General features: G+C 74.0%; 20 protein-coding genes. 13 read left to right on the top strand and 7 right to left on the bottom strand.

What is annotated here, in order from left to right:
* Positions 1-92: 92 nt before the first annotated feature.
* On the bottom strand, positions 93-485 hold the full coding sequence (locus tag AB0N76_RS29270; RefSeq protein WP_363562130.1) for a VOC family protein: 393 nt from the start codon (positions 483-485) through the stop codon (positions 93-95).
* Between the two features lie 117 nt (positions 486-602).
* Positions 603-1,187, bottom strand: coding sequence for a hypothetical protein (locus AB0N76_RS29275; RefSeq protein WP_363562132.1), 585 nt, complete (start codon positions 1,185-1,187; stop codon positions 603-605).
* 299 nt (positions 1,188-1,486) lie between these two features.
* Here AB0N76_RS29275 and AB0N76_RS29280 point away from each other — a divergent pair, with 299 nt between their 5' ends.
* On the top strand, positions 1,487-2,743 hold the full coding sequence (locus tag AB0N76_RS29280; RefSeq protein ID WP_363562134.1) for a hypothetical protein: 1,257 nt from the start codon (positions 1,487-1,489) through the stop codon (positions 2,741-2,743).
* Between the two features lie 74 nt (positions 2,744-2,817).
* Here AB0N76_RS29280 and AB0N76_RS29285 read toward each other — a convergent pair whose 3' ends face one another.
* From AB0N76_RS29285 to AB0N76_RS29295, 3 genes are all read right to left on the bottom strand, one after another.
* Positions 2,818-3,498, bottom strand: a complete 681-nt coding sequence (locus AB0N76_RS29285) for a hypothetical protein (protein ID WP_363562136.1) — start codon at positions 3,496-3,498, stop codon at positions 2,818-2,820.
* 279 nt (positions 3,499-3,777) lie between these two features.
* Positions 3,778-4,977 (bottom strand): metallophosphoesterase, encoded by a 1,200-nt coding sequence (locus AB0N76_RS29290; protein WP_363562138.1) that lies wholly within the window; start codon positions 4,975-4,977, stop codon positions 3,778-3,780.
* Between the two features lie 138 nt (positions 4,978-5,115).
* On the bottom strand, positions 5,116-6,273 hold the full coding sequence (locus tag AB0N76_RS29295) for a LacI family DNA-binding transcriptional regulator (protein WP_078879728.1): 1,158 nt from the start codon (positions 6,271-6,273) through the stop codon (positions 5,116-5,118).
* A 333-nt stretch (positions 6,274-6,606) separates the two neighbouring features.
* Here AB0N76_RS29295 and hisC point away from each other — a divergent pair, with 333 nt between their 5' ends.
* From hisC to AB0N76_RS29330, 7 genes are all read left to right on the top strand, one after another.
* Positions 6,607-7,677: a histidinol-phosphate transaminase gene (gene hisC / locus AB0N76_RS29300; RefSeq protein ID WP_363562140.1), complete on the top strand. Its 1,071-nt coding sequence runs from the start codon at positions 6,607-6,609 to the stop codon at positions 7,675-7,677.
* A gap of 310 nt (positions 7,678-7,987) precedes the next feature.
* Positions 7,988-9,526, top strand: a complete 1,539-nt coding sequence (locus AB0N76_RS29305; RefSeq protein WP_363562142.1) for a biotin/lipoyl-binding protein — start codon at positions 7,988-7,990, stop codon at positions 9,524-9,526.
* Positions 9,523-10,344 (top strand): ABC transporter ATP-binding protein, encoded by an 822-nt coding sequence (locus AB0N76_RS29310; RefSeq protein WP_363562144.1) that lies wholly within the window; start codon positions 9,523-9,525, stop codon positions 10,342-10,344. Before AB0N76_RS29305 ends, AB0N76_RS29310 begins: the two co-directional genes overlap by 4 nt.
* Positions 10,341-11,552: an ABC transporter permease gene (locus tag AB0N76_RS29315; RefSeq protein WP_363562146.1), complete on the top strand. Its 1,212-nt coding sequence runs from the start codon at positions 10,341-10,343 to the stop codon at positions 11,550-11,552. Before AB0N76_RS29310 ends, AB0N76_RS29315 begins: the two co-directional genes overlap by 4 nt.
* 17 nt (positions 11,553-11,569) lie before the next feature.
* Entirely contained in the window at positions 11,570-12,232 is a 663-nt protein-coding gene (locus AB0N76_RS29320) for a hypothetical protein (RefSeq protein ID WP_363562148.1), read from the top strand.
* A 186-nt stretch (positions 12,233-12,418) separates the two neighbouring features.
* Positions 12,419-13,174 carry a response regulator transcription factor gene (locus AB0N76_RS29325; RefSeq protein ID WP_363562150.1) on the top strand — a complete coding sequence of 252 codons (756 nt, stop codon included), beginning with the start codon at positions 12,419-12,421 and terminating at the stop codon, positions 13,172-13,174.
* Positions 13,175-13,195: 21 nt separating this feature from the next.
* Complete coding sequence (locus AB0N76_RS29330) at positions 13,196-14,737, top strand: HAMP domain-containing sensor histidine kinase (protein ID WP_363562152.1); 1,542 nt, start codon at positions 13,196-13,198, stop codon at positions 14,735-14,737.
* 52 nt (positions 14,738-14,789) lie between these two features.
* Here AB0N76_RS29330 and AB0N76_RS29335 read toward each other — a convergent pair whose 3' ends face one another.
* Positions 14,790-15,470, bottom strand: coding sequence for a helix-turn-helix transcriptional regulator (locus AB0N76_RS29335; protein WP_363562154.1), 681 nt, complete (start codon positions 15,468-15,470; stop codon positions 14,790-14,792).
* Between the two features lie 57 nt (positions 15,471-15,527).
* Here AB0N76_RS29335 and AB0N76_RS29340 point away from each other — a divergent pair, with 57 nt between their 5' ends.
* Together AB0N76_RS29340 and AB0N76_RS29345 are read left to right on the top strand one after the other, a co-directional pair.
* Entirely contained in the window at positions 15,528-16,421 is an 894-nt protein-coding gene (locus tag AB0N76_RS29340; protein WP_363562156.1) for an oxidoreductase, read from the top strand.
* A gap of 89 nt (positions 16,422-16,510) precedes the next feature.
* The gene (locus AB0N76_RS29345) at positions 16,511-17,917 is read left to right on the top strand and encodes an EF-hand domain-containing protein (RefSeq protein WP_363562158.1); all 1,407 of its coding nucleotides are present in this window, start codon (positions 16,511-16,513) and stop codon (positions 17,915-17,917) included.
* 25 nt (positions 17,918-17,942) lie between these two features.
* Here AB0N76_RS29345 and AB0N76_RS29350 read toward each other — a convergent pair whose 3' ends face one another.
* A complete protein-coding gene (locus tag AB0N76_RS29350) occupies positions 17,943-18,752 on the bottom strand; it encodes a nucleotidyltransferase domain-containing protein (RefSeq protein WP_363562160.1) in 810 nt (269 codons plus the stop codon).
* Between the two features lie 466 nt (positions 18,753-19,218).
* On the opposite strand from AB0N76_RS29350, the gene AB0N76_RS29355 reads away from it, so the two are divergent.
* The 3 genes from AB0N76_RS29355 to cydD are packed head-to-tail and all read left to right on the top strand — an operon-like array spanning position 19,219 to position 25,363.
* Positions 19,219-20,769 carry a cytochrome ubiquinol oxidase subunit I gene (locus AB0N76_RS29355; RefSeq protein WP_363562162.1) on the top strand — a complete coding sequence of 517 codons (1,551 nt, stop codon included), beginning with the start codon at positions 19,219-19,221 and terminating at the stop codon, positions 20,767-20,769.
* Between the two features lie 54 nt (positions 20,770-20,823).
* A complete protein-coding gene (gene cydB, locus AB0N76_RS29360; RefSeq protein WP_363562164.1) occupies positions 20,824-21,867 on the top strand; it encodes a cytochrome d ubiquinol oxidase subunit II in 1,044 nt (347 codons plus the stop codon).
* Positions 21,868-21,871: 4 nt separating this feature from the next.
* Complete coding sequence (cydD, locus tag AB0N76_RS29365; RefSeq protein ID WP_363562166.1) at positions 21,872-25,363, top strand: thiol reductant ABC exporter subunit CydD; 3,492 nt, start codon at positions 21,872-21,874, stop codon at positions 25,361-25,363.
* Positions 25,364-25,398: the final 35 nt, after the last annotated feature.

Below are 25,398 nucleotides of genomic sequence, written 5' to 3' on the forward strand. Positions count from 1 at the left end.
CCGGAAGCCCGCCGGCTCCCGGGGCGGCGTTCGTGCTCGGTGCGGCCCCGGACCCCCGTGCCGGGGCCGCACCGTGGTGGTTCGGGGGCCGGTCAGGCGGCGTCCTCGGGGTACCAGCGGAGCTCGACGGTGTTGCCGTCCGGGTCCCGGACGTAGATCGAGGTGGCGTTGCCGCGGGCGCCGTAGCGGTCGACCGGGCCTTCGAGGACGTCGAAGGTGCCGGCGTCGAGGACCTCCTGCCAGTCGAGCGGGTCGACGGTGAGGCAGATGTGGTCGACGTTGGACTCGCCGCGCTCGCGGGCGGTCAGGTCGATGATCGTCTCCGGGGAGATCCGGACCGACACGAAGGGGGCCTTGCCGGCCCGCCACTCGTCGACCCGGACCGGCTCCAGCCCGAGCAGGCCGCTGTAGAACTCCAGCGATCGTTCGACGTCGCCGACGTTGAGCACGAGGTGGTCGAAGGCCTTCACGCGGAGGGTGGGCATGGTGGCTCCAGTGGGAGGAGGGTGCTGCCGGGTGGGTGCCTTCTACGATCCGCCGGGCGGTCGGTGCGATCAAGACTGGATTGGTTAATGATCGTCGCGCGCCGGGTGATCGGTGCCTCAGGCGGCGAGCGCGGTCGACGGCCGGGGGCGGGCGGCGGGGCGGTTGCGGCGGCGGTGGTAGTGCACGGTGAGGACGGCGAGCAGCGGGCCCCAGAGCCCGAGCGGCAGGTAGCAGAGCCAGAAGAGCACGGTCTGGTAGCCGTGGGTGACCAGGCCGCTGGGCTCGCCGGTCATCCCCAGCCCGAAGGCGCCCATCAGCAGCGAGTACGGCAGGACCATCAGCGCGGCGGCGCCGAGCCCGGCCGGGATCACCGCGGCGAGGGTGGGGACGGGCCGGCCGCCGAGGAAAGGGATCCACCGGGGCCACCGTTCGCCCCACTCGCTGACCAGGCCGATGGCGAGGAAGGCGAGCGCCTCGCTGATCACACTGAGCACGATCACGTACCACCACAGGATCGCGTCGCCGCCGACCGGTTCGGTGCTGGGCTCCAGCAGCGGCGCGTCGAAGGTGAAGGCGGCGATCCGCCAGATGCCGGCGGGCAGGGCGGTGAGGCTGGTGACGTAGGCGGTCCGGACGGCCCAGCGCGGGACTCCGGCGGCGGTCCGGCCGTGCAGTTTCTCCAGCGTGCTGCGCGCGCTCATGGTTTTCCGTTTCCCCTCCGCTGTCGCCGGACGGTGGCCGGTCCGGCTGCTGGTGTCGACGATTCCAGCGGGCGCCGGGTGGCGGCGTCGTCGGCAGGGGTGAACCCCATCCCCCTGCCGGGGGAGGGCGCGGGGCCCTGGTCGGAGCGGCGCTTTGTCGATTTATGTCGAATTTATGCGGTGGAATAGTTGGTTGACACTCCATTACTTCGATCGGATAGTCTGCCGCCCGCGCGGTGGGGGGAAATCCGCGCAGCCGCCATTCAGAAATGCGGCCATTTCGAACCATTGAGGTAGATGTGAGACTTCGTCATGTGCTCATGGCGGCGGCGCTGGTCGCGTCCCCGCTCGCGCTGGCCGCGCCGTCCGCCCAGGCGGCGCCCGGCGACTCGCTCCACGGCGTCACGATCGACGGGTTCTCCTCCGTGACGCCCGGCGGCGGCTGGTCCGAGGGGACGGTGACGCTGAAGAACGACACCGATCAGCCCTCCGCCGCGGAACACGTGCTGATCTACATCGGCTCCCAGGCGCTGGGTCTGGACCAGGTCGTCGCGGAGTACGCCGACGGCGACTCCGGTGCCTGGCAGCCGGTCAAGCTGGTCGCGCAGAAGCTGAGCAGCGACCCCGACGGCTACGAGGGCACCGCCGCCGACCTGACCGGTGCCGGGGTGGAGGTGCAGCCGCACGCCGCCCGGACCTTCAAGCTGCGCTTCAAGCTGGTGCAGTCCAAGCACGAGGGACCGGCGGTCGACGTCAACCTGGAGGCCTTCGCCGGGGCGCGGCTGGGCCCGGACGGCCAGGCCCAGGACTGGGCGTCGCGGACCGGGAAGTCGGTCAAGGTCACCGGTCTGACCACCGCCATCGAGGGCCTGCCGAAGTCGATCCCGGCGGACGGCAAGCCGCACCCGTTCAAGGTCTCGATCAAGACCGCCAACAACTTCGACTGGCACCTCACCACGGCCTCCTTCTTCCTCTGGCAGGGCCAGGGCGTCGGCTCGATGAACGGCCCGGCCGCCTGCGACGCCGAGGTGGACGTCCAGGACCCGAAGGACGGCAGCTGGCACCGGGTCGACCTGGGCGCGGTGGGCATGGTCGGCGGCACCGTCGACGTGGCGAAGTGGGCGACCGGCCCGGTCGGCAACCAGAGCCTGAACGCCCGGATCACCCTCGGCAAGAACTTCAAGCTCGACAACTCCGACCCGGAGCTCGGCTTCGGCTACTACCCGGGGGCCGGCCCGGTCCTCTTCTGGACCACGCAGCGCCTCGCCTCGACGCCGGTCGACGGCGCCCCCGACTGCGTCAACCCGGGCGCCGTCGCCCCGACCGCGAAGCCGTCCGCCACCGCGACCCCGGCCAAGCCGACCGCCTCCCCGTCCCCGACGACGGCCGCCAAGGCCGCCGCCAAGCCGTCCCCGACCAAGGCCGCCGGCCCCGAGCTGGCCGACACCGGCTCGTCGAACCTCGCCGTCCCGGCGGCCATCGCGGCCGCCCTGCTGGCCGTCGGCGCCACCGCCATCACCCTGGCCCGCCGCACCCGCCGCACCACCCGGGGCTGACCCGCCCCCACCACCCGAAACCGCCCCGGAAGCCAAGCCTCCCGGGGCGGTTTCGCGTCGTCCGGGGGCTCCGGTCAGAGGTCGTCCGCGCTGGTGAGGGCGGGGCCGGGGTGGGCGGTGGCGGTGGTGAGGTACGGGGGGAGGGCGCGGGTGCGGAGGGCCTGGTGCCAGTCGTGGCGGGCGTCGGCGAGTTCGGCGGCGAGGTCGGGGTCGGTGCCGGGCGGGACGGGTGGGGTGGAGCCGTCGCGCAGGGCGGTGAGGATCAGTCCGACGATGCCGACGGCCATCGCGGCCACGCCGGCGGCGAGGGCCAGCCAGCCGGCGGTCAGCAGGGAGCGGCCGAGGGCGATGTCCGGGTCGGCGGCGCGCAGGGTGTAGCCGAGCAGGAGCAGGACCAGGGCGGCGGCCCAGGCGAGGATCGGGGTGAGCACGGTCAGCACCGGGAGGAGGCCGGCGCCGCCGTTGGCCGAGCGGAGCTGGGCGAGCAGTCCGGGGGCGGTGGGTTCGCCCGGTGGCGGGGGTGGGGGCGGGGTGTCGCGCAGGCTCTCGCGCAGGCGCAGGTAGTGCCGGTACTCGGTGGCCGCCGGGGCGGCGACGGTGTCGGCGGCGGCGAGGGCGCGGGCGCGCAGCTCGTCGGGGGTGGGCGCGCCGGGCGCGCGCAGGGCGGTGAGGACGGTTTCGTCGCGCAGTGCCGCGTCGAGGAGGCGCTCGAAGTCCGGGCGGTCCTCGGCGAGCAGGTGCGGGGCGTCGTTCATGGGGACCCCGTTCGGGCAGACCCCGGCCGCTCGGCCCCGCGGGCGCGGGGCGGGGCGCGGAGACGGGCCGCCACACGGGCGGCCGGGTGTGGTGTGCCCTCGATGGTAGGGGCGGGTGCGGCCGCGTCGACAGTGACTTTCCGGTTTTTCGCGCCCCGGGGTGCGCGTGCGCGACCGCCCGGGCGCCGGGAACGGGCGTTCGGTTGACGGTGCGTCAAGGGGGGATGGCACGGGGCCGGACCGCGTACGGGTCCGGCCCCGGGGGAGGCGCTGGTCGGCTCAGATCGGCAGGCGGGCGACGAGCAGGCGGCCCTCCATGGTCACGCCGCCGTCCATGGCGACGGCCAGGTCGTCCGCGTAGACGTACGGGCCCGGGATGTGCGGCGGCACGCCGTCGTCGGCGTGCACCGCGCCGGTGAGGTACGGGATCGGGCTGTGCCCGTGCACGATGCGCGTCCCGCCGTAGATGTCCAGCAGCTCGCGGACGGCCATCGGGCCGGCGTCGCCGCGGAAGGCGAACCGCTTGGTGAACCGGCGGAAGCAGTCCCACCACTCGTCGACGCCCTCGCCCGAGAGCAGGTCGTGGACGGCGTCGTTGACCTCGGCGATCGACTCGCCGTACTCCAGGTACGCGGTGGTGTCGGAGTGCAGCAGCAGGTGGCCGTCCTCCAGGGCCATCGCGGGCAGCCGGCGGAGCCAGGCGATGTGGTGGCCCTCCAGCCGCTCCAGGTCGTGCTGCTGGCCGCCGTTGAGCCGCCAGGCGGCGAGGAAGGAGGCGGTGCCGGCGGTGGACTGGACGGGCTCGTCGCCGTACTTGGCGGCGCCCAGGAAGAGCAGTTCGTGATTGCCCATCAGCGCCCGGCAGTAGCCGCCGGCGGCGGCGGCCTCGGCGGCGAGCTGCATGACCAGCTCGATGACGCCGATGCCGTCGGGGCCGCGGTCGGTGAAGTCGCCGAGGAACCACATCCGGGCGCGGCCGGCGGACCAGTGGCCGCCCTCGTCGATCAGGCCCTGGTGGCGCAGCGCGGCGCGCAGCTCGTCCAGGTAGCCGTGGACGTCGCCGACCACGTAGAGCGGGCCGGGCGGCTCGCCGGGGGCGGGGGCCGGGTACGGGTGGTACGGCAGGCCGGGCTCGGGGAGCGGGGGGCCGAGCTCGATGGTCGGCGGGTCGTCGCCCCGGACGGGGGAGGGGTGGTCGGGCAGGGTCGGCTCGTAGCCGGGGTGCTCGCCGTGCGCGGGCTCCGGCCCGTGGGCGTGCACGGTGTGCCCGTGCTCGGGGCCCGCGGCGGGCCAGTGCTGTTCGAGGTACCGCGCTCCGCCGTACCCGCTGTACGTCTCCGCCTCGTACGCGGTGCCGGGGTAACCGCCGGAAGGGTCCGGTTCGTAATAGGTGCCGTACGGCAGCACATCGAGGTCCGGCTGGTGGCGGGGGCCTGAGTCCGGGTGTTCAGGCCCGGGGAAGCGGTCCTCGGGTGTCATTCGCCCATCATAGGAAGACCACTCTCCCGGCGTCGTCACCTGGTGGGTATCCAATCCTCCGGAGCGTCAGCCGGGCGGTCCGTCAGGTCCGTTTTGTCCCGGCTGGGTGTGGTCCAGACCACACCCGAGGGGCCCAGGTCACACCTCGCCCGGTGGGCGGGGCGGGCTGACCGTGGTGCGCGGGCTCCGCCGCTGGGAGGAGGCGCGGACGATGAGTTCGGTGGGCATCAGGGTGCCGGGCGGCGGTCCGGTGCCCGCGGTGCGGAAACGGGGCGGGAAGAGCCGGGCGATGTCGACCCCGGTGCCGGAGTCGACGCCCTCGATGGCGTCGATGAGCAGGTTGACCACCGTGGTGCCGATCCGGCGCGGCTTGAGCGAGAGGGTGGTGATCGGCGGCTCGGTCGTCGCGTACACGTCGCTCTCGCTGCAGCAGACCAGCAGCAGGTCGTCCGGCACCCGCAGGCCGTAGCGGCGGGCGGCGGCCAGCAGGTCGGTGCCGTTGGGGTCGAAGAGGCCGTAGACGGCGTCCGGCCGGTCGGGACGGGCCAGCAGCCGGTCGGCGGCGACCGCGCCGGCCGCCGGGTCGTGCGCGGGGTAGGTCTCGTAGACCGGCTCCTGGCCGACCTTGGCGCACCAGCCGAGGTAGGCCTCGGTGGAGAGCCGGGTGTAGGTGTCGGTGCTGGTGCCGGTGAGCAGGCCGATCCGGCGGGCGCCGGCCTCGGAGAGGTGGTCGAGGATGCCGAGCACGGCGGCCTCGTGGTCGTTGTCGACCCAGGCGGTGACCGGGCAGTTCCCGGGCTTGCCGTCGCTGACCACCGGGACGCCGGACCGGTACAGCTCGCTGACCAGCGGGTCCTGGTCGGGCGGGTCGATCACCACGGTGCCATCCAGGGCGATGTTGCCCCAGACGTCGTGCCGGGAGGAGGCGGGCAGCACCACCAGCGCGTAGCCGCGGCCGAGGGCGGCGCTGGTGGCGGCCCGGGCCATCTCGGCGAAGTAGGCGAACTCGGTGAAGGTGAACGGCTCTTCGCCGTAGGTGGTGACGGTCAGGCCGATCAGGCCGGACCGCCCGGTGCGCAGGGTCCGTGCGGCCGCCGAGGGGCGGTAGCCGAGGCGCTCGGCGACTTCGCGCACCCGGCTTCTGGTCTCGTCGGGCAGGCGGCCCTTCCCGTTCAGCGCGTCGGAGACGGTGGTGATCGACACTCCGGCGGCTGCTGCCACATCCCGGATGCCGGCCCGCTCCAGACGCCGTGAGGTGGTGGGTCGCCGACCGCTCTGGTTGGCTGCTGCTGTCATGGCGGACCGATCGTATGGCTCCTGACAAGGGTCTGTGACCGGCGCATTGGGAGCCTGTGGAGATACGTTTCTCCATGAGTGAGCCCGCGTGCGCCCCTTCGATACCCGTCCGAAACCAGCCGGTTTACCTCTGACATGTGCCAAAGGAACCCGGCAGAATGGCTGATCTGCACCTGTAACCCGACCGGGCATCTCACTCCTACGGGTGAGCACGGATCGGTATCGTTCAGGGCACCCGACCGGGGTGGAACCGGGTGCGTTCCGACGACCCGACAACGGCGGTGACCCCGACCGCGCCGGGCGAACGCAGCGGACAGACAAAGGAGAACGACCGTGACCGCAGCACAGGGCCCTCGCCTCAGGCCGACCCTGGACGGCATCCCCGCCTACAAGCCCGGCAAGCCGGCCGGCGCCGACGCGTACAAGCTGTCCTCCAACGAGAACCCCTACGAGCCGCTCCCCGGCGTGCTGGACGCGGCCGTCAAGGCCGCCGGGAAGCTCAACCGCTACCCGGACATGGGCGCCACCGAGCTCACCGCCGAGCTGGCCAAGCGCTTCGACGTCCCTACCGAGCACATCGCCCTCGGCACCGGCTCGGTCGGCATCGCCCAGTCGCTGATCTTCATCGCCGCCGGTGAGGGCGACGAGGTGATGTTCGCCTGGCGCTCCTTCGAGGCCTACCCGATCGTCACCCGGATCGCCGGCGCGACCCCGGTCCCGGTGCCGCTGACCGCCGGCGGCGACCACGACCTGGACGCGATGCTGGCCGCCGTCACCGACCGGACCCGGCTGATCTTCGTCTGCAACCCGAACAACCCCACCGGCAACGTGATCCACCGCGCCGAGCTGGAGCGCTTCCTGGACGCCGTCCCGGCCGACATCCTGATCGTCGTCGACGAGGCGTACATCGAGTTCATCAGCGACCCCGAGGTGCCCAACGGCATAGACCTCTACCGGGACCGCCCGAACGTGTGCGTGCTGCGCACCTTCTCCAAGGCCTACGGCCTGGCCGGGATGCGGGTCGGCTTCGCGATCGCCCACGAGCCGGTGACGAACGCGCTGCGCAAGACCGCGGTGCCGTTCGGCGTCACCCAGCTCTCCCAGGACGCGGCGGTCGCCTCGCTGCGCGCCGAGGACGCCCTGATGGTCCGGGTGGACGCGCTGATCGAGGAGCGCAACCGGGTGGTGGCCGGGCTGCGCGCCCAGGGCTGGGAGATCCCGGACTCGCAGGCCAACTTCGTCTGGCTGGCGCTCGGCGAGCGCTCGCAGGAGTTCGCGGCCCGCTGCGCCGAGGCCGGCGTGATCGTCCGGCCGTTCCCGGAGGGCGTGCGGATCTCGATCGGCGAGGTCGAGGGCAACTCGATCTTCCTCGCCGTGGCGGAGGCCTTCCGCAAGGAGCTCTAGAGCTCTGGAGCTCTGGAGCTGTAGAGCTGTAGCCCCGTAGCGCGCCGACGGCGGAGCGGACCGGCCCGGGTGGTCGGACCGCTCCGCCGTCGGCGTTTCCGGCGGCTGCGGCGTTTCCGGTGGCGGTGGATCGGTAGTGGCTGTGGATCCCTGGGAGGAGGCTGGGAGCTCGGTCAACGTTTCCCCCGGCGCGGCCCGGCCCGGGCCCCGCCGGCGGGCGGAGCGTGGCCAAATGCCCCGGTTCGGCCGCTCAGCCTCCTCCCAGCCGGCGCCCAGGACGGCCCAAGAGCGCCCCGGGAAGCTGTCCGCCATGAAGGTGTTCCCGCGACGGCGAGGTGCCGTCCTCGTCAACTCCGCGCTCGGGGTGGCCCTGCTCGGCGCCGCCGCCCTCGCGTACACCGTGCTGGACGACGGCACCGGGACGGCGGCCGCCAAGGCGCCGGTCCGGACGGCCACCGTCGGCAAGGGCACGGTCCTGGCCACGGTGTCCGGAACCGGCACCCTGGTGTCGCCCACCGACGCCGCCCAGGACTTCACCACCGGCGGCCGGCTCACCGCCGTCAAGGTCGCCGTGGGGGACCAGGTGACCAAGGGGCAGGTGCTCGCCACGGTCGACACCACCGCGGCCCAGCAGCAGGTGGACGCCGCGCAGGCCGCGCTGAACACCGCCACCGCCAATCTGGCGAAGGCCCGCGCGGGGGTCACCACGACGACGGTCCAGCAGCTGCCGGCCAAGGCCGGCGCGACGGGATCGGCGGGCTCGGCGGGGTCGACCGGCGCCACCGGGGCGAGCGGCGGTCGCGGGGCGGGCGGGAGCAGCGCGTCCGCCCCGCAGACCGACGCCTCCGGGCAGGGCTCGGCCGGGCAGACCAGCCCCTCCGCGCAGGCCACCGTCCCGGCGCCGCCGCCGGCCGTCCCCGAGCCGCAGACCACCACCATCAGCACCACCAAGGTCGACGAGGCGGCGGTCGCCCAGGCCGAGCAGCAGCTCGCCACCGCCCAGACCAACCTGGCCAACGCCCAGGCGGCGCTGGCCGGGACGACGCTCACCGCCTCGGTGGACGGCACCGTCGCCTCGGTGGCGGCCAAGGCCGGCGACACCGTCGGCACGGGCGGCAGCGGCTCCGGCGGGTCCGGCGGCGGGTCCTCCGCCGCCAAGTCGTCCTCCTCGGGCACCGCCACCCCCAGCGGCTTCATCGTGCTGACCAACCCGACCGGGATGCAGGTCACCGCCAACTTCTCCGAGCTGGACTCGCTCAAGCTGAAGAAGGGCGAGGCCGCCACCGTCACCTTGAACGCGCAGTCCGACAGCAAGTTCAATGCCACCGTGCTGGCGATCAGCCCGCTGCCGGTGAGCGGCAGCGGCGGCGGTTCGGCCGCCGTCCAGTACGCGGCGACGCTCCAGCTCGCCGGGGACACCGGCAAGCTGCGCACCGGCCTCAGCGCCACCGTCTCGGTGGTCACCGGCGAGGCGGACAACGCCCTGTCGCTGCCCACCTCGGCCCTGTCCGGCACCGGCGCGAGCCGCACCGCGACCCTGGTCCGGCCGGACGGCGGCACCGAGCGGGTCACCGTCGGGGTGGGCGTCGAGGGCGACACCACCGTGCAGGTGATCTCCGGGCTGAGCGAGGGCGACAAGGTCGAGCTGGCCTCCACCAGCGGGTCGAACGGCTTCCCCAACGGCTCCTTCCCGGGCGCGAACGGCGCGAACGGCGGCCAGGGCGGTCAGGGCGGCGGCCGGAACGGCTCCGGCGCGGGCGGTGCCGGCGGCGCGGGCGTGGCCGGCGTCGGCGGTGCGGCGGGCGGCGCGGGTGCCGCGGGCGGCACCGGCCGGGGCGGCAACCGATGACGCCCGCTCCCCACCTCCCGGCCCACCCGGAGACCGCCCACCCGGAGACCGCCCCGCCGGTGATCCGGATCCGCCGGCTCACCAAGTCCTACGGCCACGGCGACGCGACCGTGCACGCCCTGCGCGGCCCGGACGACCCGGCCACCGGCGCCCCGCTGGGCGTCGACCTCGACATCGAGCAGGGCGACTACGTCGCGGTGATGGGCAGCTCGGGCTCCGGCAAGTCCACCCTGATGAACATCCTCGGCTGCCTCGACGTGCCGACCTCCGGCCGCTACCTGCTCGACGGCACCGACGTCGGCCACCTGGACGAGCGGCAGCTCGCCCTGGTCCGCAACCGCAAGATCGGCTTCGTCTTCCAGTCCTTCAACCTCGTCCCGCGCACCGCCGCGCTCGCCCAGGTCGAGCTCCCGCTCGCCTACGCGGGCGTGCGCGCCGCCGAGCGCCGGCGCCGGGCGCTCGCCGCGCTCTCCCTGGTCGGCCTGGCCGACCGCTCCGGGCACCGGCCCAACCAGCTCTCCGGCGGCCAGCAGCAGCGCGTCGCGGTGGCCCGGGCGCTGGTCACCGCGCCCGCGATGCTGCTCGCCGACGAGCCCACCGGCAACCTCGACAGCCGCTCCACCGCCGAGGTGCTCGCGCTCATCGACGGCCTCAACGCCACCGGCCGCACCGTCGTCCTGATCACCCACGAGGACGAGGTCGCCCGGCACGCCAAGCGGGTGCTGCGGCTGGTGGACGGCGCGATCGTCGCGGACGTCCGGCAGGCCCCGGTGGTCGGTCCGCCGCCCGCGGCGCTCCCGGTGGGGGTGCCGGCGTGATCCTCTGGCAGATGCTCCGCTTCGCCGTCGGCGGCCTGGCCGCCAACAAGGTCCGCTCCGCGCTCACCATGCTGGGGGTGCTGATCGGGGTCGCCTCGGTGATCCTGCTGCTGGCCGTCGGCAACGGCTCCTCGGTCGCGGTCAAGGAGTCGATCACCTCGCTCGGCACCAACGCGCTGACCGTGACGGCCGGCTCCGCCTCCGGCGGCGCGCGCTCCGCGGCCGGCGCCAAGAAGCTCACCGTCGCCGACGCCCGGGCGCTGGCCACCGAGGCGGACGCGCACGCCGTCCGCTCGGTGGCGCCGGTGGTGACGGCGAGCGGCACCGCCTTGTACGGGGACATCGCGTACAACCCCGGTTCGATCGTCGGCACCTACCCGGCCTACTTCGAGACCGCCAACCAGAAGGTCGAGCGCGGCGAGTACTTCACCTCGGACGACGTGCTCAACTCCCGCAAGGTCGCGGTGCTCGGCGCCACCACCGCCCGGCAGCTGTTCGCCGGCGCCGACCCGGTGGGCAAGGCGGTCACCGTCGGCGGCACCCCGTTCACCGTGGTCGGCGTGCTCCGGGCCAAGGGCGGCACCGGCTTCACCGACCCGGACGACGTGCTGATCGCGCCGCTGCCGACGGTGCAGAACGCGTTCACCGGCTTCGGCTCGGTCAACCAGATCCTGGTGCAGGCGAGTTCGGCGGAGACCACGGCGGCCGCCCAGGCCGAGATCACCCGGGTGCTGCTCGGCACGCACGCGATCGCCGACCCGGCCAAGGCGGACTTCCGGATCGGCAACCAGGCCTCGCTGCTCAGCGCCCGCGAGTCGACGACCAGGACCTTCACCGTGCTGCTCGGCGCGGTGGCCGCGATCTCGCTGCTGGTCGGCGGGATCGGCATCACCAACATCATGCTGGTCACGGTCACCGAGCGGACCAGGGAGATCGGCATCCGCAAGGCGCTGGGAGCCCCGCGCGGCGTGATCCTCGGGCAGTTCCTGACCGAGGCCACCCTGCTGTCGGTGATCGGCGCCGGGCTGGGCGTGCTGGCCGGGATCGCCGGCGCGCGCTTCCGGATCGTCGGCATCGAGCCGGTGGTCATCCCCGAGTCGGTGCTCGGCGCGTTCGGCATCGCCGTCGCCATCGGCCTGTTCTTCGGCAGCTACCCCGCCAACCGGGCCGCCTCGCTGCGCCCGATCGACGCCCTCCGGCACGAGTGATCAAGGACCCGCAGACCATGAGCAACGAGACCGATCCGACCACCCCCGCTGGGACTCCGACCGGGACCCCGGCCGGCACCGCCGCCGAGCAGGTCGTCCTGCTGTCCACCCCGCCGGACGCCCGGGACGTCAGCGCCGAGCTGGCCGCGCCGCCGCGCCGCCGGCTGCCCTGGGTGACGCTCACGCTGGCCGGGGCGGTGCTCGCCACCGCCGGTTTCGCGGGCGGCGTCTGGTTCCAGAAGGACCGCACCCCGGCCGGCTCGGGCCGGACGGCCGCCGCCGGGGCCCAGCAGCCGCGGCCGGGGGCGACCGGCCCCGGCGGCGGCAACGGCAACCGCCGCAACGGCCAGGGCGGGCAGGGCGGCCAAGGGGGTCAGGGCGGTCAGGGTGGTCCGGGCGGCCAGGGCGGCTTCACCCGGGGGACGGTCAAGGCCGTGGACGGCACCACCGTCTACCTGACCGACGCCAACGGCAACACGGTCAAGGTGACCACCGGCGACGCCACCAAGGTGCAGCTCAACAAGGAGGGCAAGGTCGGCGACCTCCAGCCCGGCCAGAGCGTGACCGTGGTCGGCACCCCGGCGCCGGACGGCGGCTACGCCGCGACCCAGCTGGTCGAGGGCGCCACCGGCTTCGGCGCCGGCGGGGGCGCCGGGACCCGACCCGGTTCCGGCGGCTGACCCGTCCGCACACCTCCCGGAGCGCACCTGGGGGTTCGTCCGTATAAAACCGCCCGATAAGGTGTTAATCCAACATTCATCGATGGCCCATAGCCTCCCCGGGCTAGCCTCAAGCTGAACGCCATCGTCCGACCGGGAGGCGGAACCCCCGTGCAAGGCACTGTGTCGACACCAGGAACCTCGGCGGTGAACAACGGCGGCCCGGGGGAGGCCTACCTGCTCGTCGTCGACGACGAACCGAACATCCGCGAACTGCTCTCCGCCTCGCTCCGCTTCTCCGGCTTCCGGGTCGCCTCGGCCGGAAGCGGGGCCGAGGCGCTCGAACTGATCGCCGCCGACCGCCCCGACCTGGTCGTCCTCGACGTCATGCTGCCCGACCTCGACGGCTTCACCGTGGTCCAGCGGCTCCGCGAGCAGACCAGCCGCGGCCTGATCGCCGGCCCCGCCCACGGCCACTCCGGCGACCACCTCCCGGTGCTCTTCCTGACCGCCAAGGACGGCGTCGGCGACAAGGTCCAGGGCCTCGCCGCCGGCGCCGACGACTACGTCACCAAGCCGTTCAGCCTGGAGGAGCTGATCGCCCGGATCCGCGCCATCCTGCGCCGCTCCGGCGGACCGGCCGAGGACGGCCGGCTGATCGTCGCCGACCTCGTGCTCGACCCGATAGCCCACGAGGTCACCCGCGGCGGCGCCACCGTCGCGCTCTCCCCGACCGAGTTCAAGCTGCTGCACTACCTGATGGCCAACGTCGGCCGGGTGGTCTCCAAGGCCCAGATCCTCGACCACGTCTGGGCCTACGACTTCGGCGGCGACCTCTCCATCGTCGAGTCCTACATCTCCTACCTGCGCCGCAAGCTCGACTCCGGCCCCGGCCACGGGCCCAAGCTGATCCACACCGTGCGCGGCATCGGCTACGCCCTGCGCCGCCCCTCGCAGGGCTGACCGGCCGCCCCGCCGCCCCGCATGCGCCTCCCGTTCCCCCGCAGCCTCCGCAGCCTCCGCGCCGTCCGCCCGCTCGGCCGGCTGTCGCTGCGCGCCCGGCTGCTGGTCCTCGCCCTCGTCCTGGTCCTCACCGGCCTGGCGGTCAGCGACCTCGTCGTCGTCGGCACCGTCCGCCACCAGCTGGTGCAGCGGCTCGACGAACAGCTCCAGCGCTTCGGCGAACCGCTCTCCCGCCGCGCCCCGAACCGGCTCAGCTGGCCCGACACCCGGCCGCAGCCCGCGGTCGGCGGCAAGCGCGCCCCGCAGTACCTGGCCGCCCTGCCCAGCCAGTACCTGGTCCAGTACCTCACCGCCGACGGCAAGGTGCAGCTGGTCGTCCGCCAGCCGATGTCCGAGAGCGACCCGGCCCCGCAGCTGGCCGGCCTCGACCCCGCCGCGACCTCCGCCGACACCCCCTTCGACCTGCCCGACCAGCGCGGCCGGCGCACCTGGCGGGCCCTGGTCCTGCCGATCCAGCGGCAGAACGTCCAGGCCAGCATCTTCGCTGTGCCCGCGCCCACCCCCGCCTACGTGATGGTCGCGGTCTCCCGCGAGGACATCGACGGCACCGTCAAGCGGCTCTGCACCGCCTTCCTCGCCATCGGCGCCGCGGTCGTGGTGCTGATCGCCGCCCTCGGCTTCTTCGCCGTCCGGGCCGGTCTGCGGCCGCTGCGCCGGATCGAGGAGGGCGCCCAGCGGATCGCCGCCGGCGAGCTCTCCCACCGGATGCCGCAGCTCCCCCCGCACACCGAGGTCGGCCGGCTCTCCACCGCGCTGAACGGCATGCTCACCCAGATCGAGGCCGCGTTCGAGGCCCGGGCCGAGTCCGAGGCCCGGATGCGGCGGTTCGTCGCCGACGCCTCGCACGAGCTGCGCACCCCGCTGGCCGGCATCCGCGGCTTCGCCGAGCTGTACCGGATGGGCGCCCTGCCCACCCGGGCGGACGTGGAGCGCACCATGGCCCGGATCGAGAGCGAGGCGATCCGGATGGGCACCCTGGTCGAGGACCTGCTGGTGCTCGCCCGGCTCGACGAGGAACGCCCGCTCGACCTCGCCCCGATGGACCTGCGCACGCTCGCCGCCGACGCCCTGCACGACCTCACCGCGCTCGACCCCAGCCGCCCGGTCTCCCTCACCGGCCCCGGCGGCGGCCCGCCCGGACCCGCGCCCGTCCTCGGCGACGAGGCCCGGCTCCGCCAGGTGGTCACCAACCTGGTCGGCAACGCCGTCAAGCACACCCCGGCGGGCACCCCGGTGCGGATCGGCGTGGGCACCGACGGCGGCACCTGCCTGCTGGAGGTCGCCGACTCCGGCCCCGGCCTCACCGCCGACCAGGCCGCCCTGGTCTTCCACCGCTTCTACCGCGTCGACGCCTCCCGCAGCCGCCCCGACCAGCGCGGCGGCGCCGGCCTCGGCCTCGCCATCGCCACCGCCCTCACCCACGCCCACGGCGGCGCCCTCACCCTCCACACCACCCCCACCACCGGCGCCACCTTCCGCCTGGAACTCCCCCACCAGCGCTGAAACCGCGTCGGCGGTCGGCGGGGGGCGCCCTTCGGCACTCACCCTCTGGTGCTCACCGGTGGTCGGCGGGGGTGATTCCGTCCTCCAGGAGGCCCTGGGCGAGGAGGCCGGCCTGGAAGCGGGAGGTGGCGCCGAGGGTGGTCATGAGGTCGGCGACGCGGCGGCGGTAGGTGCGCAGGGAGACGCCGAGGAGGCGGGCGCCGGTCTCGTCGGTGTGGCCGGCGGCGAGGGTGCGGAGGATGCCGCGGGCCTGGTCGGTGAGGGGCGGCGGCGGGGCGGTGCAGTCGGCGAGGTCGGTGGCGGTCTCCCAGGTGGCGCGGAACAGCGAGCGCAGGCCGTCGACCACCTCCGGGGTGTGCACCACGGTGTACCCGCGGACGCCGCGGACCGGCGGGCCGGCCAGGATCGCGGTGCGCCGGTCGATGATGATCGCCTCGCGCGCGATCGGCCCGTCGGAGATCCGGACCTCGATGCCGGAGTCGGCGATCCGCCGCAGCCGCCGGTGCGACTCGGGATCGGCGAGGGCCCGCCGGGTGTACAGCTTGCGCATGGTCAGCCCGGGCACGACGTGCGGCCGCTTCCCCTCGCGGAAGGCCGCGTTGACGCCCGCCGAGAAGGTCATCAGATCGGCGGCGGCGACCAGGAACTCCTCGCGGGAGGCGACGAAGAGGTGGCCGGCCCGTTGGACGAGCTCGTGCTCGCCGTGCAGCGTGATGATCCGATCGGTGCTCATGGCAGCAAACTGCCAGATCGGACGGCGCCGCGGCGAGCGGGCCCGAGGCTTGGGGCCATGACGATCACCAGTGACGCTTCCGCGGCCGGCACCTTCCTCCTCGGCGACGACCTGCCGGTGTCCCGGATGGGCTTCGGCGCGATGAAGCTGCCCGCCCACGACTGGCACGGCCCCGCCTGCGACCCGGAGCAGAGCCTGCGGGTGCTGCGCCGGGCCGTCGAGCTGGGCGTCGACCACATCGACACCGCCTGGTTCTACTTCCACCGGGACGTCTCCGCCAACGGCCTGATCCGCCGTGCCCTGCACCCCTACCGGGACGACCTGGTGATCGCCACCAAGGTCGGCCCGGGCCGCGACCCGGAGGGGAACTGGCTGCACCCGGCCGACCGGGACGGCGTGCGCGCGGCCGTCCACCGCAATCTGCGCGAGCTCGGCGTGGACCGGCTGGACCTGGTCTACCTGCGTCGGCTGCCCACCCAGACCTCGATCGCCGAACCCTTCGCCGCGCTGGCCGAGCTGCGGGACGAGGGCCTGATCCGGCACCTGGGCGTGAGCAACGTGAACGCCGCCCAGCTCGCCGAGGCGCGGGCGCTCGCCCCGGTGGTCGCGGTGCAGAACAAGTACAGCGTGCTGGAGCACACCGAGGCCGAGGACCGGCTGCTGGCCGACTGCGCGGAGCGGGGCACCGCCTTCGTCCCGTTCTACCCGCTGGGCGGCACCGGCGTGCCGGACCACCCGGTGCTGCGCCGGGTCGCGGAGCGCCACGGCGCCACCCGCGCCCAGGTGATGGTGGCCTGGCTGCTGGCCCTGTCGCCGGCGATCCTCGCCATCCCGGGCACCTCCTCCCCGGCCCACCTGGAGGAGAACGTCGCGGCTGCGGCGCTGCGCCTGGACGCCGCCGACCTGGCGGAGCTGGGCACGCTGACGGCTCCGGCGGAGTCGGCTAAGTAGGACGATCACACTTTCACTCGGCGGGTTTCCCCGGCGGGCGGGCCGGAAAGTTCGCACGCGGGGAAGCCACCGCACCGGGGAGAGTCCGCATGTCACCGTCCGCGTCACCGTCGCCGTCGTCGGCACCATCGTCGTCCGGGCCCGAGGGCTCCTTCCGCCGTGACCTGAGCGAGTGGCGGCTCGCCCTCGTCGCCTGGCGGCTGGTGGTGCTCCAGGCGTCCCACCCGGTGGTCGCGGCCGGGATGGCCGAGCACTCCACGTACCGGGGGCACCCGTGGCGCCGGATCGAGCACACCCTCGGCAGCGGGCGGCGGCTGTTCCAGGCGGACCAGGAGCAGCTGTGGCGCGAGGTCCAGCGCCTGGACCGGGCCCACCGGCGGATCACCGGCACCGACCCGGACGGCCGCAAGTACGACGCCCACGACCCGGCCACCCGGGCCTGGGTGCTGCTCACCCTGTTCGAATCGGTCGTCGCCATGCGGGAGTTGAGCGGCGAGCCGTTGACGGCGGCGGAACTGGAGGCGCGCTACCGGGAGTTCGCCGAGATCGCGGCCGTGTTCGGGCTGCCCGCCGGGGCGCTGCCGGCGACCGCCGCCGAGCTGCCGGGCTATCTGCGCCGGACGACCGCCGAGGAGCTGGAGTTCACCGGGACGGCGCGTCACCTGCTGTACGACACGCTGAAGGTGGCGCCCTGCCCGCGGCGGCTGTGGTTCCTCGGGCCGGTCGGCTGGCGGCTGCTGCGCGGGGTGGTCGCCCGGGTGCTGGTCGCGCTGACCGTGGCGGACCTCCCGCCGGTGTACCGGGAGCGGTTCGGCCTGGTCCGCACCCGGCGCGCGGCCCTGCTCTCCCGGCTGCTGCACCGCGGCGCCCGGGTGGTGCTGACCCGGCTGCCGGACCGGGTCCGCTACCGCTCCCCGGGCGGCAGCGCGCCGGCTCGGTTCCGGCGGCCGTCCGGGCGCGACACCCGGCCGCCCCGGCTGGACCGGTTCTTCCGCGAGGTCCTCGACCAGACCGGGGACGGCCACCTCACCGCCCACGACCTGCGGGCGATGGCGCACAACGTCTGCTGGCAGCTGGAGCTCTCCGCGGCGGGCGAGGCCGAGGTGTACGCGGCCTTCGAGGGCTGGTGGGAGCAGTTGCGGGCGGGCATGGACGCGGACGGGGACGGCCGGATCAGCCGGGCCGAGTACGTCGCCGCGACGCTGGCGGGCTGCGACCGCGACCCGGCCTATCTGGAGGGCGGCCTGCTGCCCGCGCTGCGCGCCGTGTTCGCCGCCGCCGACACCGACGGGGACGGGCTGCTGGACTTCGCCGAGTACCGGGTGCTGTTCGGCGGCCGCCGCGTCCACCCGGCCGAACTCTCGCACGGGTTCCGCCAGTTGGACGTGGACGGGGACGGCGTGATCACGGTGGCGGAGTTCCTGCGCGGCTTCGTCGACTACTTCACCGCCCGCGCCCCGTCGGCTCCGGGTACCCAGCTGCTCGGCCGGGCCTGACCCTGACCCTGGCCCTGATCAACGGTCAGGAGGCTTTCAGCGCGGCCTCGGTGTCCTCGACCAGGGCCCGGGCGGCGGCCACGGTGGCGGTGAGCGCCGCCGGGCCGTCGCCGGGGGCGGCGAGCAGGGCGCGGGCCCGGGGGCCGAAGCCGGCCGGGGCGCCCGGGAGGGTCTCGGCGACGGCGAGCGCGCCCTTCTCGTTGAGGCACCAGCGGCGGTCGGCCGCGAACAGCGCCTGGACCAGGACGCCGACGGCGCGGGCGAGGCAGAGCGAGACGTACAGGGTGTCGCCGCGGGCGGCGCCCTTGGCGGCTCCGGCGAGCAGGAACCCGGCCTCCCAGCTGCCCCCGGTCAGCGCGTCCCGCAGCGGCTCCGGGTAGTGGGCGAACTCACCCTGGCGGGCGGCGAGTTCACCGGTCGGGTCGGCGAGCACCCGGCCGAGCGCGAGCTCCCCGGGGTAGCAGGGCGACCAGAAGCCGAGCGGGTGCCCGGCCTGGGTGCCGACCTCGTAGCGGCCCTCCCGGCAGTCGGCCCACACCCGGTCGACCCGGTCGAGGTCGCGCAGGATCCAGTCGACCTGGCCGAGGCCGTCGACGGTCAGCCAGGCGCCGCCGTTCACCCACGGCCCCCACCCGCCCGGTCCGGCCACCTCGACCCCCGGTCCGGCCGACTCCCGCAGGGCGTCGAGGTCGAGGGCGCCCCGGTAGTAGACGCCGAGGTCCCAGTCGGACTCGGGCCGGTGCTCGCCCCGGGCGCGGCTGCCGCCGAGCAGGACGCCGACCACGCCGGGGACCCCGGCCAGCCGGCCGGCCATCGTCTCGATGATCGTTCGCATGGGGTGGAAGTCTGGCACGGGGGCCGGGGAGGCGCTGGCGCTTTCCGCGGGGCTGTTCCTGGGAGCGCGGATACGGCGTCGCGGACACGGCCTCGCGAGTAGGCCGTCGAGGATGATCAGTCGGCTGTCAATGCGACGGATCGTCCACATCCGCCCTTCCATCCGCCCGGCCGCTCGTTGTGGCCGGGCGGTCGGCTTCGCAGACTGTGCGCACGGCGTCGCCCGGTGTCCGACCGGCGGCGCGCGCGGCATCGCCGCCGGTCAGAAGCCGGAGCGTAGCCATCCGGCCACTGGCGCGAACCCCACCCCCGCCCGCAGCCCGGCTGTAAGGGTGATGGATACTGTGCTTGTGAACGTGTTCACGTTCACAAGCGGGCAAGCGTGCGGGCTCGGGCGATGCTCTGCGGCTATAGATGAAGTTTGTCCGAAATGTGACCCGGACGGGTCGGTTGGGAGAGAGGGCGACGTGGAACTGGCAATCGCTCACGAAACCATCGCGCGATGGCAATTCGGCATCACCACCGTCTACCACTTCCTCTTCGTCCCGCTCACCATCAGCCTGGCCGCCATCGTGGCCGGACTGGAGACCGCGTGGGTGCGGACGAACAAGGAGAAGTACTTCCACGCCACCAAGTTCTGGGGCAAGCTCTTCCTGATCAACATCGCGATGGGCGTGGTCACCGGCATCGTCCAGGAGTTCCAGTTCGGCATGAACTGGTCCGACTACTCCCGCTTCGTCGGCGACGTCTTCGGCGCCCCGCTCGCGATGGAGGCGCTGATCGCCTTCTTCTTCGAGTCGACCTTCATCGGGCTCTGGATCTTCGGCTGGGACAAGCTTCCGAGGAAGCTGCACTGCGCCTGCATGTGGATGGTCTCGCTCGGCACCGTGCTCTCCGCCTACTTCATCCTGGCCGCCAACTCCTGGATGCAGCACCCGGTCGGCTACGCGATCGACCCGGTCACCGGGAAGGCCCAGCTCACCGACATCGCGCGGGTGCTGTTCCAGGACACCAGCGTCACCGTCGTCCTGCACACCCTGACCGCCGCCTTCCTCACCGGCGCCGCGTTCATGGTCGGCATCGCCTCCTTCCACCTCTGGAAGGCCAAGCGCAAGCCCGAGAGCGCCGCCGCCGACCCCAAGCGGATCGCCGTGATGCGGACCTCGCTGCGGCTCGGCCTCGTCCTCGCCGTCGTCTTCGGCCTGGGCACCGCGCTCAGCGGCGACTCGCTGGCCAAGGTGATGTTCCGCCAGCAGCCGATGAAGATGGCCGCCGCCGAGGCGCTCTGGGACACCCAGGCCCCGGCCCCGTTCTCGATCTTCGCGATCGGTGACGTCAACAAGGGCCACAACTCGGTGGAGCTGGAGATCCCCGCAGCGCTGTCCTTCCTCGCCAACAGCGACTTCAGCTCCGCCGTCCCCGGCATCAACGACACCGCCCAGGCCGAGGCCGCCAAGTACGGCGGCGACCCCAAGGACTACATCCCGAGCATCTTCGTCACCTACTGGGGCTTCCGCCTCATGATCGGCTTCGGGATGACCTCCTTCGTGGCCGGGTTGATCGGCCTCTGGACCACCCGGAAGAAGCGGTTCCTCGCCCAGGAGTTCCGCACCGGCGACACCGAGGTGCCGAGGCTGATGCTCACCCCGAAGCGCGAGCTCGGCCCGTTCCTCACCAAGTGGAGCTGGCGGATCGGCATCCTCACCATGGGCTTCCCGCTGATCGCCAACAGCTTCGGCTGGATCTTCACCGAGATGGGCCGTCAGCCCTGGGCGGTCTTCGGACTGATGACCACCGCCAGTGCCGTCTCCCCCAACGTGAGCGTCGGCACCCAGATCGGCGCGCTCGCCACCTTCACCACGCTGTACGCGATCCTCGCGGTCGTCGAGGTGAGGCTGCTGGTCAAGTACGCCAAGGCCGGCCCGGTCACCGACGAGCAGCCGCCCGCCAAGGACCCCTCGCTGCGCGGCCCCTCCTCGGACGAGGACGCCGACAAGCCGCTCGCCTTCGCCTACTGATCGCCCACTGATCGCCAACCGAGGCCCACCGCGGATCGATAGGACCGTCACACCATGGAACTCCACGACGTCTGGTTCGTCCTGATCGCCGTCCTCTGGATCGGCTACTTCTTCCTGGAGGGCTTCGACTTCGGCATCGGCGTCCTCACCAAGCCGCTCGCCCGCAACACCGCCGAGCGGCGGGTGCTGATCAACACCATCGGCCCGGTCTGGGACGGCAACGAGGTCTGGCTGCTGACCGCCGGCGGCGCCACCTTCGCCGCCTTCCCGGACTGGTACGCGACCCTGTTCAGCGGCTTCTACATCCCGCTACTGTTGATCCTGGTCTGCCTGATCGTCCGCGGCGTGGCCTTCGAGTACCGGGCCAAGCGGCCCGAACCGCGCTGGCAGCGGAACTGGGAGGAGGCGATCTTCTGGACCTCGCTGATCCCGGCCTTCCTGTGGGGCGTCGCCTTCGCCAACATCGTCCGCGGCGTCGACATCGACGCCCAGAAGAACTACGTCGGCGGCTTCTGGGACCTGCTCAACCCGTACGCGCTGCTCGGCGGCCTGGTCACGCTCAGCCTGTTCACCTTCCACGGCGCGGTGTTCGCCGCGCTCAAGACGGTCGGCGAGATCCGCGACCGGGCCCGCGCCATGGCCCTGCGGACCGGCCTGGTGACGGCGGCGCTCGCCGCGGTCTTCCTGATCTGGACCCAGGCGGACAACGGCACCGGCTGGAGCCTCGCCGCCCTGGTGATCGCCGTGCTCGCGCTGGTCGGCGCGCTGGTCGCCAACCAGCTCGCCCGCGAGGGCTGGGCCTTCGTCCTCTCCGGGGCGACCATCGTCGCCGCGGTCGCGATGCTCTTCCTCTCGCTCTTCCCGGACGTCATGCCGTCCACCCTCGACCCGGCCTGGAGCCTGACCGTCACCAACGCGGCCTCCTCGCCGTACACGCTCAAGCTGATGACCATCGTGGCCGCCGTCTTCACCCCGCTCGTGCTGCTCTACCAGGGCTGGACGTACTGGGTGTTCCGCAAGCGGATCGGCGTCCAGCACATTCCCGGGCACGACCCGGCCGCCGCCCTCGGCCCGAGCGCCACGCTCGACCAGGCCTGACGCCGTGAAGCCGGTCGACCCCCGACTCCTCGGGTACGCCCGCACCACCCGTGCCTTCCTTGCCGGATCGGTCCTCCTCGGTGGGGCGGGCGCGGCCCTGGTGGTCGCCCAGGCCGGCCTGATCGCCGAACTGGTGGTCCGCGGCTTCCAGCAGCGCGCCGGGCTCGACGAGCTCACGACGCCGCTGGCGCTGCTGCTGCTCACCGCGGTCGGCCGCGGACTGGTCGGCTGGCTCACCGAACTGACCGCGCACCGCTCCGTCGCCCGGGTGAAGTCCACTCTGCGGCGCCGGCTGCTCGACCACGCCACCGCGCTCGGCCCGGCCTACCTGACGGGCCGGCGCACCGGCGAACTCACCACCCTCGCCACCCGGGGCGTCGACGCGCTCGACGACTACTTCGCCCGCTACCTGCCGCAGCTCGCGCTCGCCGTGGTCGTCCCGGTGACGGTGCTGCTGCGGATCGTCGGCGCCGACGTCACCTCGGCCGCGATCATCGCCGGCACCCTGCCGCTGATCCCGCTCTTCATGGTGCTGATCGGACTGGCCACCCAGTCCCGGATGGACCGGCAGTGGACCACCCTGTCCCGGCTCTCCCACCACTTCCTCGACGTGGTCGCCGGGCTGCCCACCCTCAAGGTCTTCAACCGGGCCCGCGCCCAGGCCGCCACCATCGCCCGGATCACCGCCGACTACCGCCGCGCCACCCTGCGCACCCTGCGGATCGCCTTCATCTCCTCCTTCGCGCTGGAACTGCTCTCCACCCTCTCGGTCGCCCTGGTCGCCGTCACCATCGGCTTCCGGCTGGTCGACGGCACCCTCGACCTGGAGACCGGGCTGCTGATCCTGATCCTGGCGCCCGAGGTCTACTTCCCGATCCGCCAGGTCGGCGCGCTCTACCACTCCAGCGTCGAGGGCCTGACCGCCGCCGACGAGATCTTCCGGGTGCTGGAGACGCCGCTGCCGGCCGCCGGCGTCCGTCCGGCGCCCGCCCTGGCCGGGGCGGTGATCGCGGCCGAGGGGCTCACCGTCGCCTTCCCCGGCCGCACCGAGCCCGCCCTGGACGGGGCCTCGGTGGTGCTGCGCCCGGGCGAGACGGTGGCGCTCACCGGCCCGTCCGGCGCGGGCAAGTCGACGCTGCTCGCCGTGCTGCTCGGGCTCACCGCCCCGGACGCCGGCACCGTCCGGATCACCGCCGCCGACGGGACCGCCGGGGACCTCCCCGAGCTGGAGCCGGAGAGCTGGCGGCGGCAGATCGCCTGGGTGCCGCAGCACCCGCACCTGTTCGCCGGCACCGTCGCCGAGAACCTGCGGCTCTACCGCCCCGAGGCGACCGACGAGCAGCTGTGGACGGCGCTGCGGTCCGCGCACGCCCTCGACTTCGTGACCGCGCTGGACGCCGCCCTCGGCGAGGACGGCGCCGGACTCTCCGCCGGACAGCGCCAGCGGCTCGCCCTCGCCCGGGTCCTGCTCGCCGACGACCGGCCGCTCGTCCTGCTCGACGAGCCCACCGCCCACCTGGACGGCGCCTCCGAGGCCGCCGTCGTGGCCGCCGTCCGGGAACTGGCCGCGGACCCGGCGCGCACCGTGCTGCTGGTCGCCCACCGCCCGGCGCTGCTCGCCGCCGCCGACCGGGTCGTCCGGCTGAGCGGGCCCGTGGCCGCCACCCCGTCGGGGGCCGAGGTCCCCGTCCTCGCCCACCGCGGGCGGCCGACGCCCCCGCCTTCGCCGGAGGACTCCCCGCTGCCCGGGCCGGAGGTGGTCAAGCCCCGGCTGGCGCTCTCCGTCCTGCTCGGCGCGCTCGCCCTCGGCAGCGCCGTCGCCCTGATGGCCACCTCCGGCTACCTCATCTCCTACGCCTCCGAGATGCCGCCCGTCCTCTACCTGATGATGGCCGTCACCTCCGTCCGCGCCTTCGGCATCGGCCGCAGCGTCTTCCGCTACGCCGAACGCCTGGTCTCGCACGACGCCGTGCTGCGCACCCTCGGCACCCTGCGCGCCGCCGTCTACCGGCGGCTCACCGTGCTCGCCCCGGCCGGGCTGCCCGCCTTCCGGCGCGGCGACCTGCTCTCCCGGCTGGTCGCCGACGTCGACGCCGTCCAGGACCACCACCTGCGCTGGCGGCTCCCGGCCGCCGTCGCCGCGGTGGTGTCACTGGCCGCCGCCGTCGCGATGGGTGCCTTCCTGCCCGCCGCCGGACTGGTCCTCGGGCTCGGCCTGCTGCTGGCCGGCCTGGTGGTGCCCGCCCTGACCGCCCGCTGGTCGGCCGGCGCCGAACGGCGCCAGGCGCCCGCCCGGGGCCGGCTCGCCACCACCGTCGTCGACGCGTTCACCGGCACCGCCGAACTCACCGTGGCCGGCGCCCTGCCCGGCCGGCTCGCCGCCGTCCGCGCCGCCGACGCCGCCCTGACCGGCCTGGCCGCCCGTTCGGCCGCCACCGCCGCCCTCGGCACCGGCCTGATCACCCTGCTCACCGGCGTCACCGTGGCCGCCGCCGCGGCCGTCGGCCTGCGCGGGGTGGAGCAGGGCGCGCTCGCCCCGGTCTGCCTCGCGGTGGTCGTGCTCACCCCGCTGGCCGCGTTCGAGGCGGTCACCGGGATGCCGCTGGCCGTCCAGGCCCGCCGCCGCAGCCAGGCCGCCTCGGCCCGGCTCGCCGAGGTGCTGGACGCGCCCGCCGCCGTCACCGAACCGGCCGCGCCGGCGGCCCTGCCCGAGCGGCCGCTGCCGATCGCGGTCCGCGGCCTGACCGCCCGCCACCCGGGGCAGACCGCGGACGCGCTGACCGGCGTCGACCTCGACCTCACCCCCGGCCGGCGGATCGCCGTGGTCGGCCCGTCCGGCTCCGGCAAGACCACCCTGGCCCAGACGCTGCTCCGCTTCCTGGACCAGAGCGCGGGCAGCGTCGTCCTCGCCGCCGGTCGTCCACAGGCTGTGGACAGCCGCGCGCTCGCCGGGGACGACGTCCGCCGGGTGATCGGCCTCTGCGCCCAGGACGCCCACGTCTTCGACAGCTCGCTCCGCGAGAACCTGCGGCTCGCCCGCCCCGGCGCGACCGAGGACGAACTGCGCGCCGCCCTCGCCGCCGCCCGCCTGCTGGACTTCACCGACACCCTCCCGGACGGCCTGGACGCCATGGTCGGCGAGCACGGCGCCCGCCTCTCCGGCGGCCAGCGCCAGCGCCTCGCGCTCGCCCGCGCGCTGCTCGCCGACTTCCCGGTGCTGATCCTCGACGAGCCCGCCGAACACCTCGACCTGCCCACCGCCGACGCCCTCACCGCCGACCTGCTCACCGCCACCACCGGCCGCACCACCGTCCTGATCACCCACCGCCTGGCCGGCCTCGACGACACCACGGTCGACGAGGTCCTCGTCCTCGACGCCGGCCACGTCGTCGAACGCGGCCGCTGGTCCGACCTCCTCACCCGCCCGGGCAGCCGCCTCCACGAGATGCACACCCGCGAACGGGAGACGGACGGCCGGCTGGAAACGGTGGGGTAGCACGGGCCGCGTCGCTACTTCTGTCGAAAACCGTA

It is taken from the genome of Kitasatospora sp. NPDC093806 (assembly GCF_040683335.1).
Classification (GTDB): Bacteria; Actinomycetota; Actinomycetes; order Streptomycetales; family Streptomycetaceae; genus Kitasatospora.

Excerpts from the sequence above, each read along its gene's own strand:
- AB0N76_RS29350 (WP_363562160.1), bottom strand. The coding sequence starts at position 18,752 with ATGCGAACGATCATCGAGACGATGGCCGGCCGGCTGGCCGGGGTCCCC.
- AB0N76_RS29345 (WP_363562158.1), top strand. The coding sequence starts at position 16,511 with ATGTCACCGTCCGCGTCACCGTCGCCGTCGTCGGCACCATCGTCGTCC.
- AB0N76_RS29340 (WP_363562156.1), top strand. The coding sequence starts at position 15,528 with ATGACGATCACCAGTGACGCTTCCGCGGCCGGCACCTTCCTCCTCGGC.
- AB0N76_RS29335 (WP_363562154.1), bottom strand. The coding sequence starts at position 15,470 with ATGAGCACCGATCGGATCATCACGCTGCACGGCGAGCACGAGCTCGTC.
- AB0N76_RS29285 (WP_363562136.1), bottom strand. The coding sequence starts at position 3,498 with ATGAACGACGCCCCGCACCTGCTCGCCGAGGACCGCCCGGACTTCGAG.
- AB0N76_RS29310 (WP_363562144.1), top strand. The coding sequence starts at position 9,523 with ATGACGCCCGCTCCCCACCTCCCGGCCCACCCGGAGACCGCCCACCCG.
- AB0N76_RS29330 (WP_363562152.1), top strand. The coding sequence starts at position 13,196 with ATGCGCCTCCCGTTCCCCCGCAGCCTCCGCAGCCTCCGCGCCGTCCGC.
- AB0N76_RS29270 (WP_363562130.1), bottom strand. The coding sequence starts at position 485 with ATGCCCACCCTCCGCGTGAAGGCCTTCGACCACCTCGTGCTCAACGTC.
- AB0N76_RS29295 (WP_078879728.1), bottom strand. The coding sequence starts at position 6,273 with ATGACAGCAGCAGCCAACCAGAGCGGTCGGCGACCCACCACCTCACGG.
- cydB (WP_363562164.1), top strand. The coding sequence starts at position 20,824 with ATGGAACTCCACGACGTCTGGTTCGTCCTGATCGCCGTCCTCTGGATC.
- AB0N76_RS29275 (WP_363562132.1), bottom strand. The coding sequence starts at position 1,187 with ATGAGCGCGCGCAGCACGCTGGAGAAACTGCACGGCCGGACCGCCGCC.
- AB0N76_RS29305 (WP_363562142.1), top strand. The coding sequence starts at position 7,988 with ATGAAGGTGTTCCCGCGACGGCGAGGTGCCGTCCTCGTCAACTCCGCG.
- AB0N76_RS29290 (WP_363562138.1), bottom strand. The coding sequence starts at position 4,977 with ATGACACCCGAGGACCGCTTCCCCGGGCCTGAACACCCGGACTCAGGC.
- AB0N76_RS29320 (WP_363562148.1), top strand. The coding sequence starts at position 11,570 with ATGAGCAACGAGACCGATCCGACCACCCCCGCTGGGACTCCGACCGGG.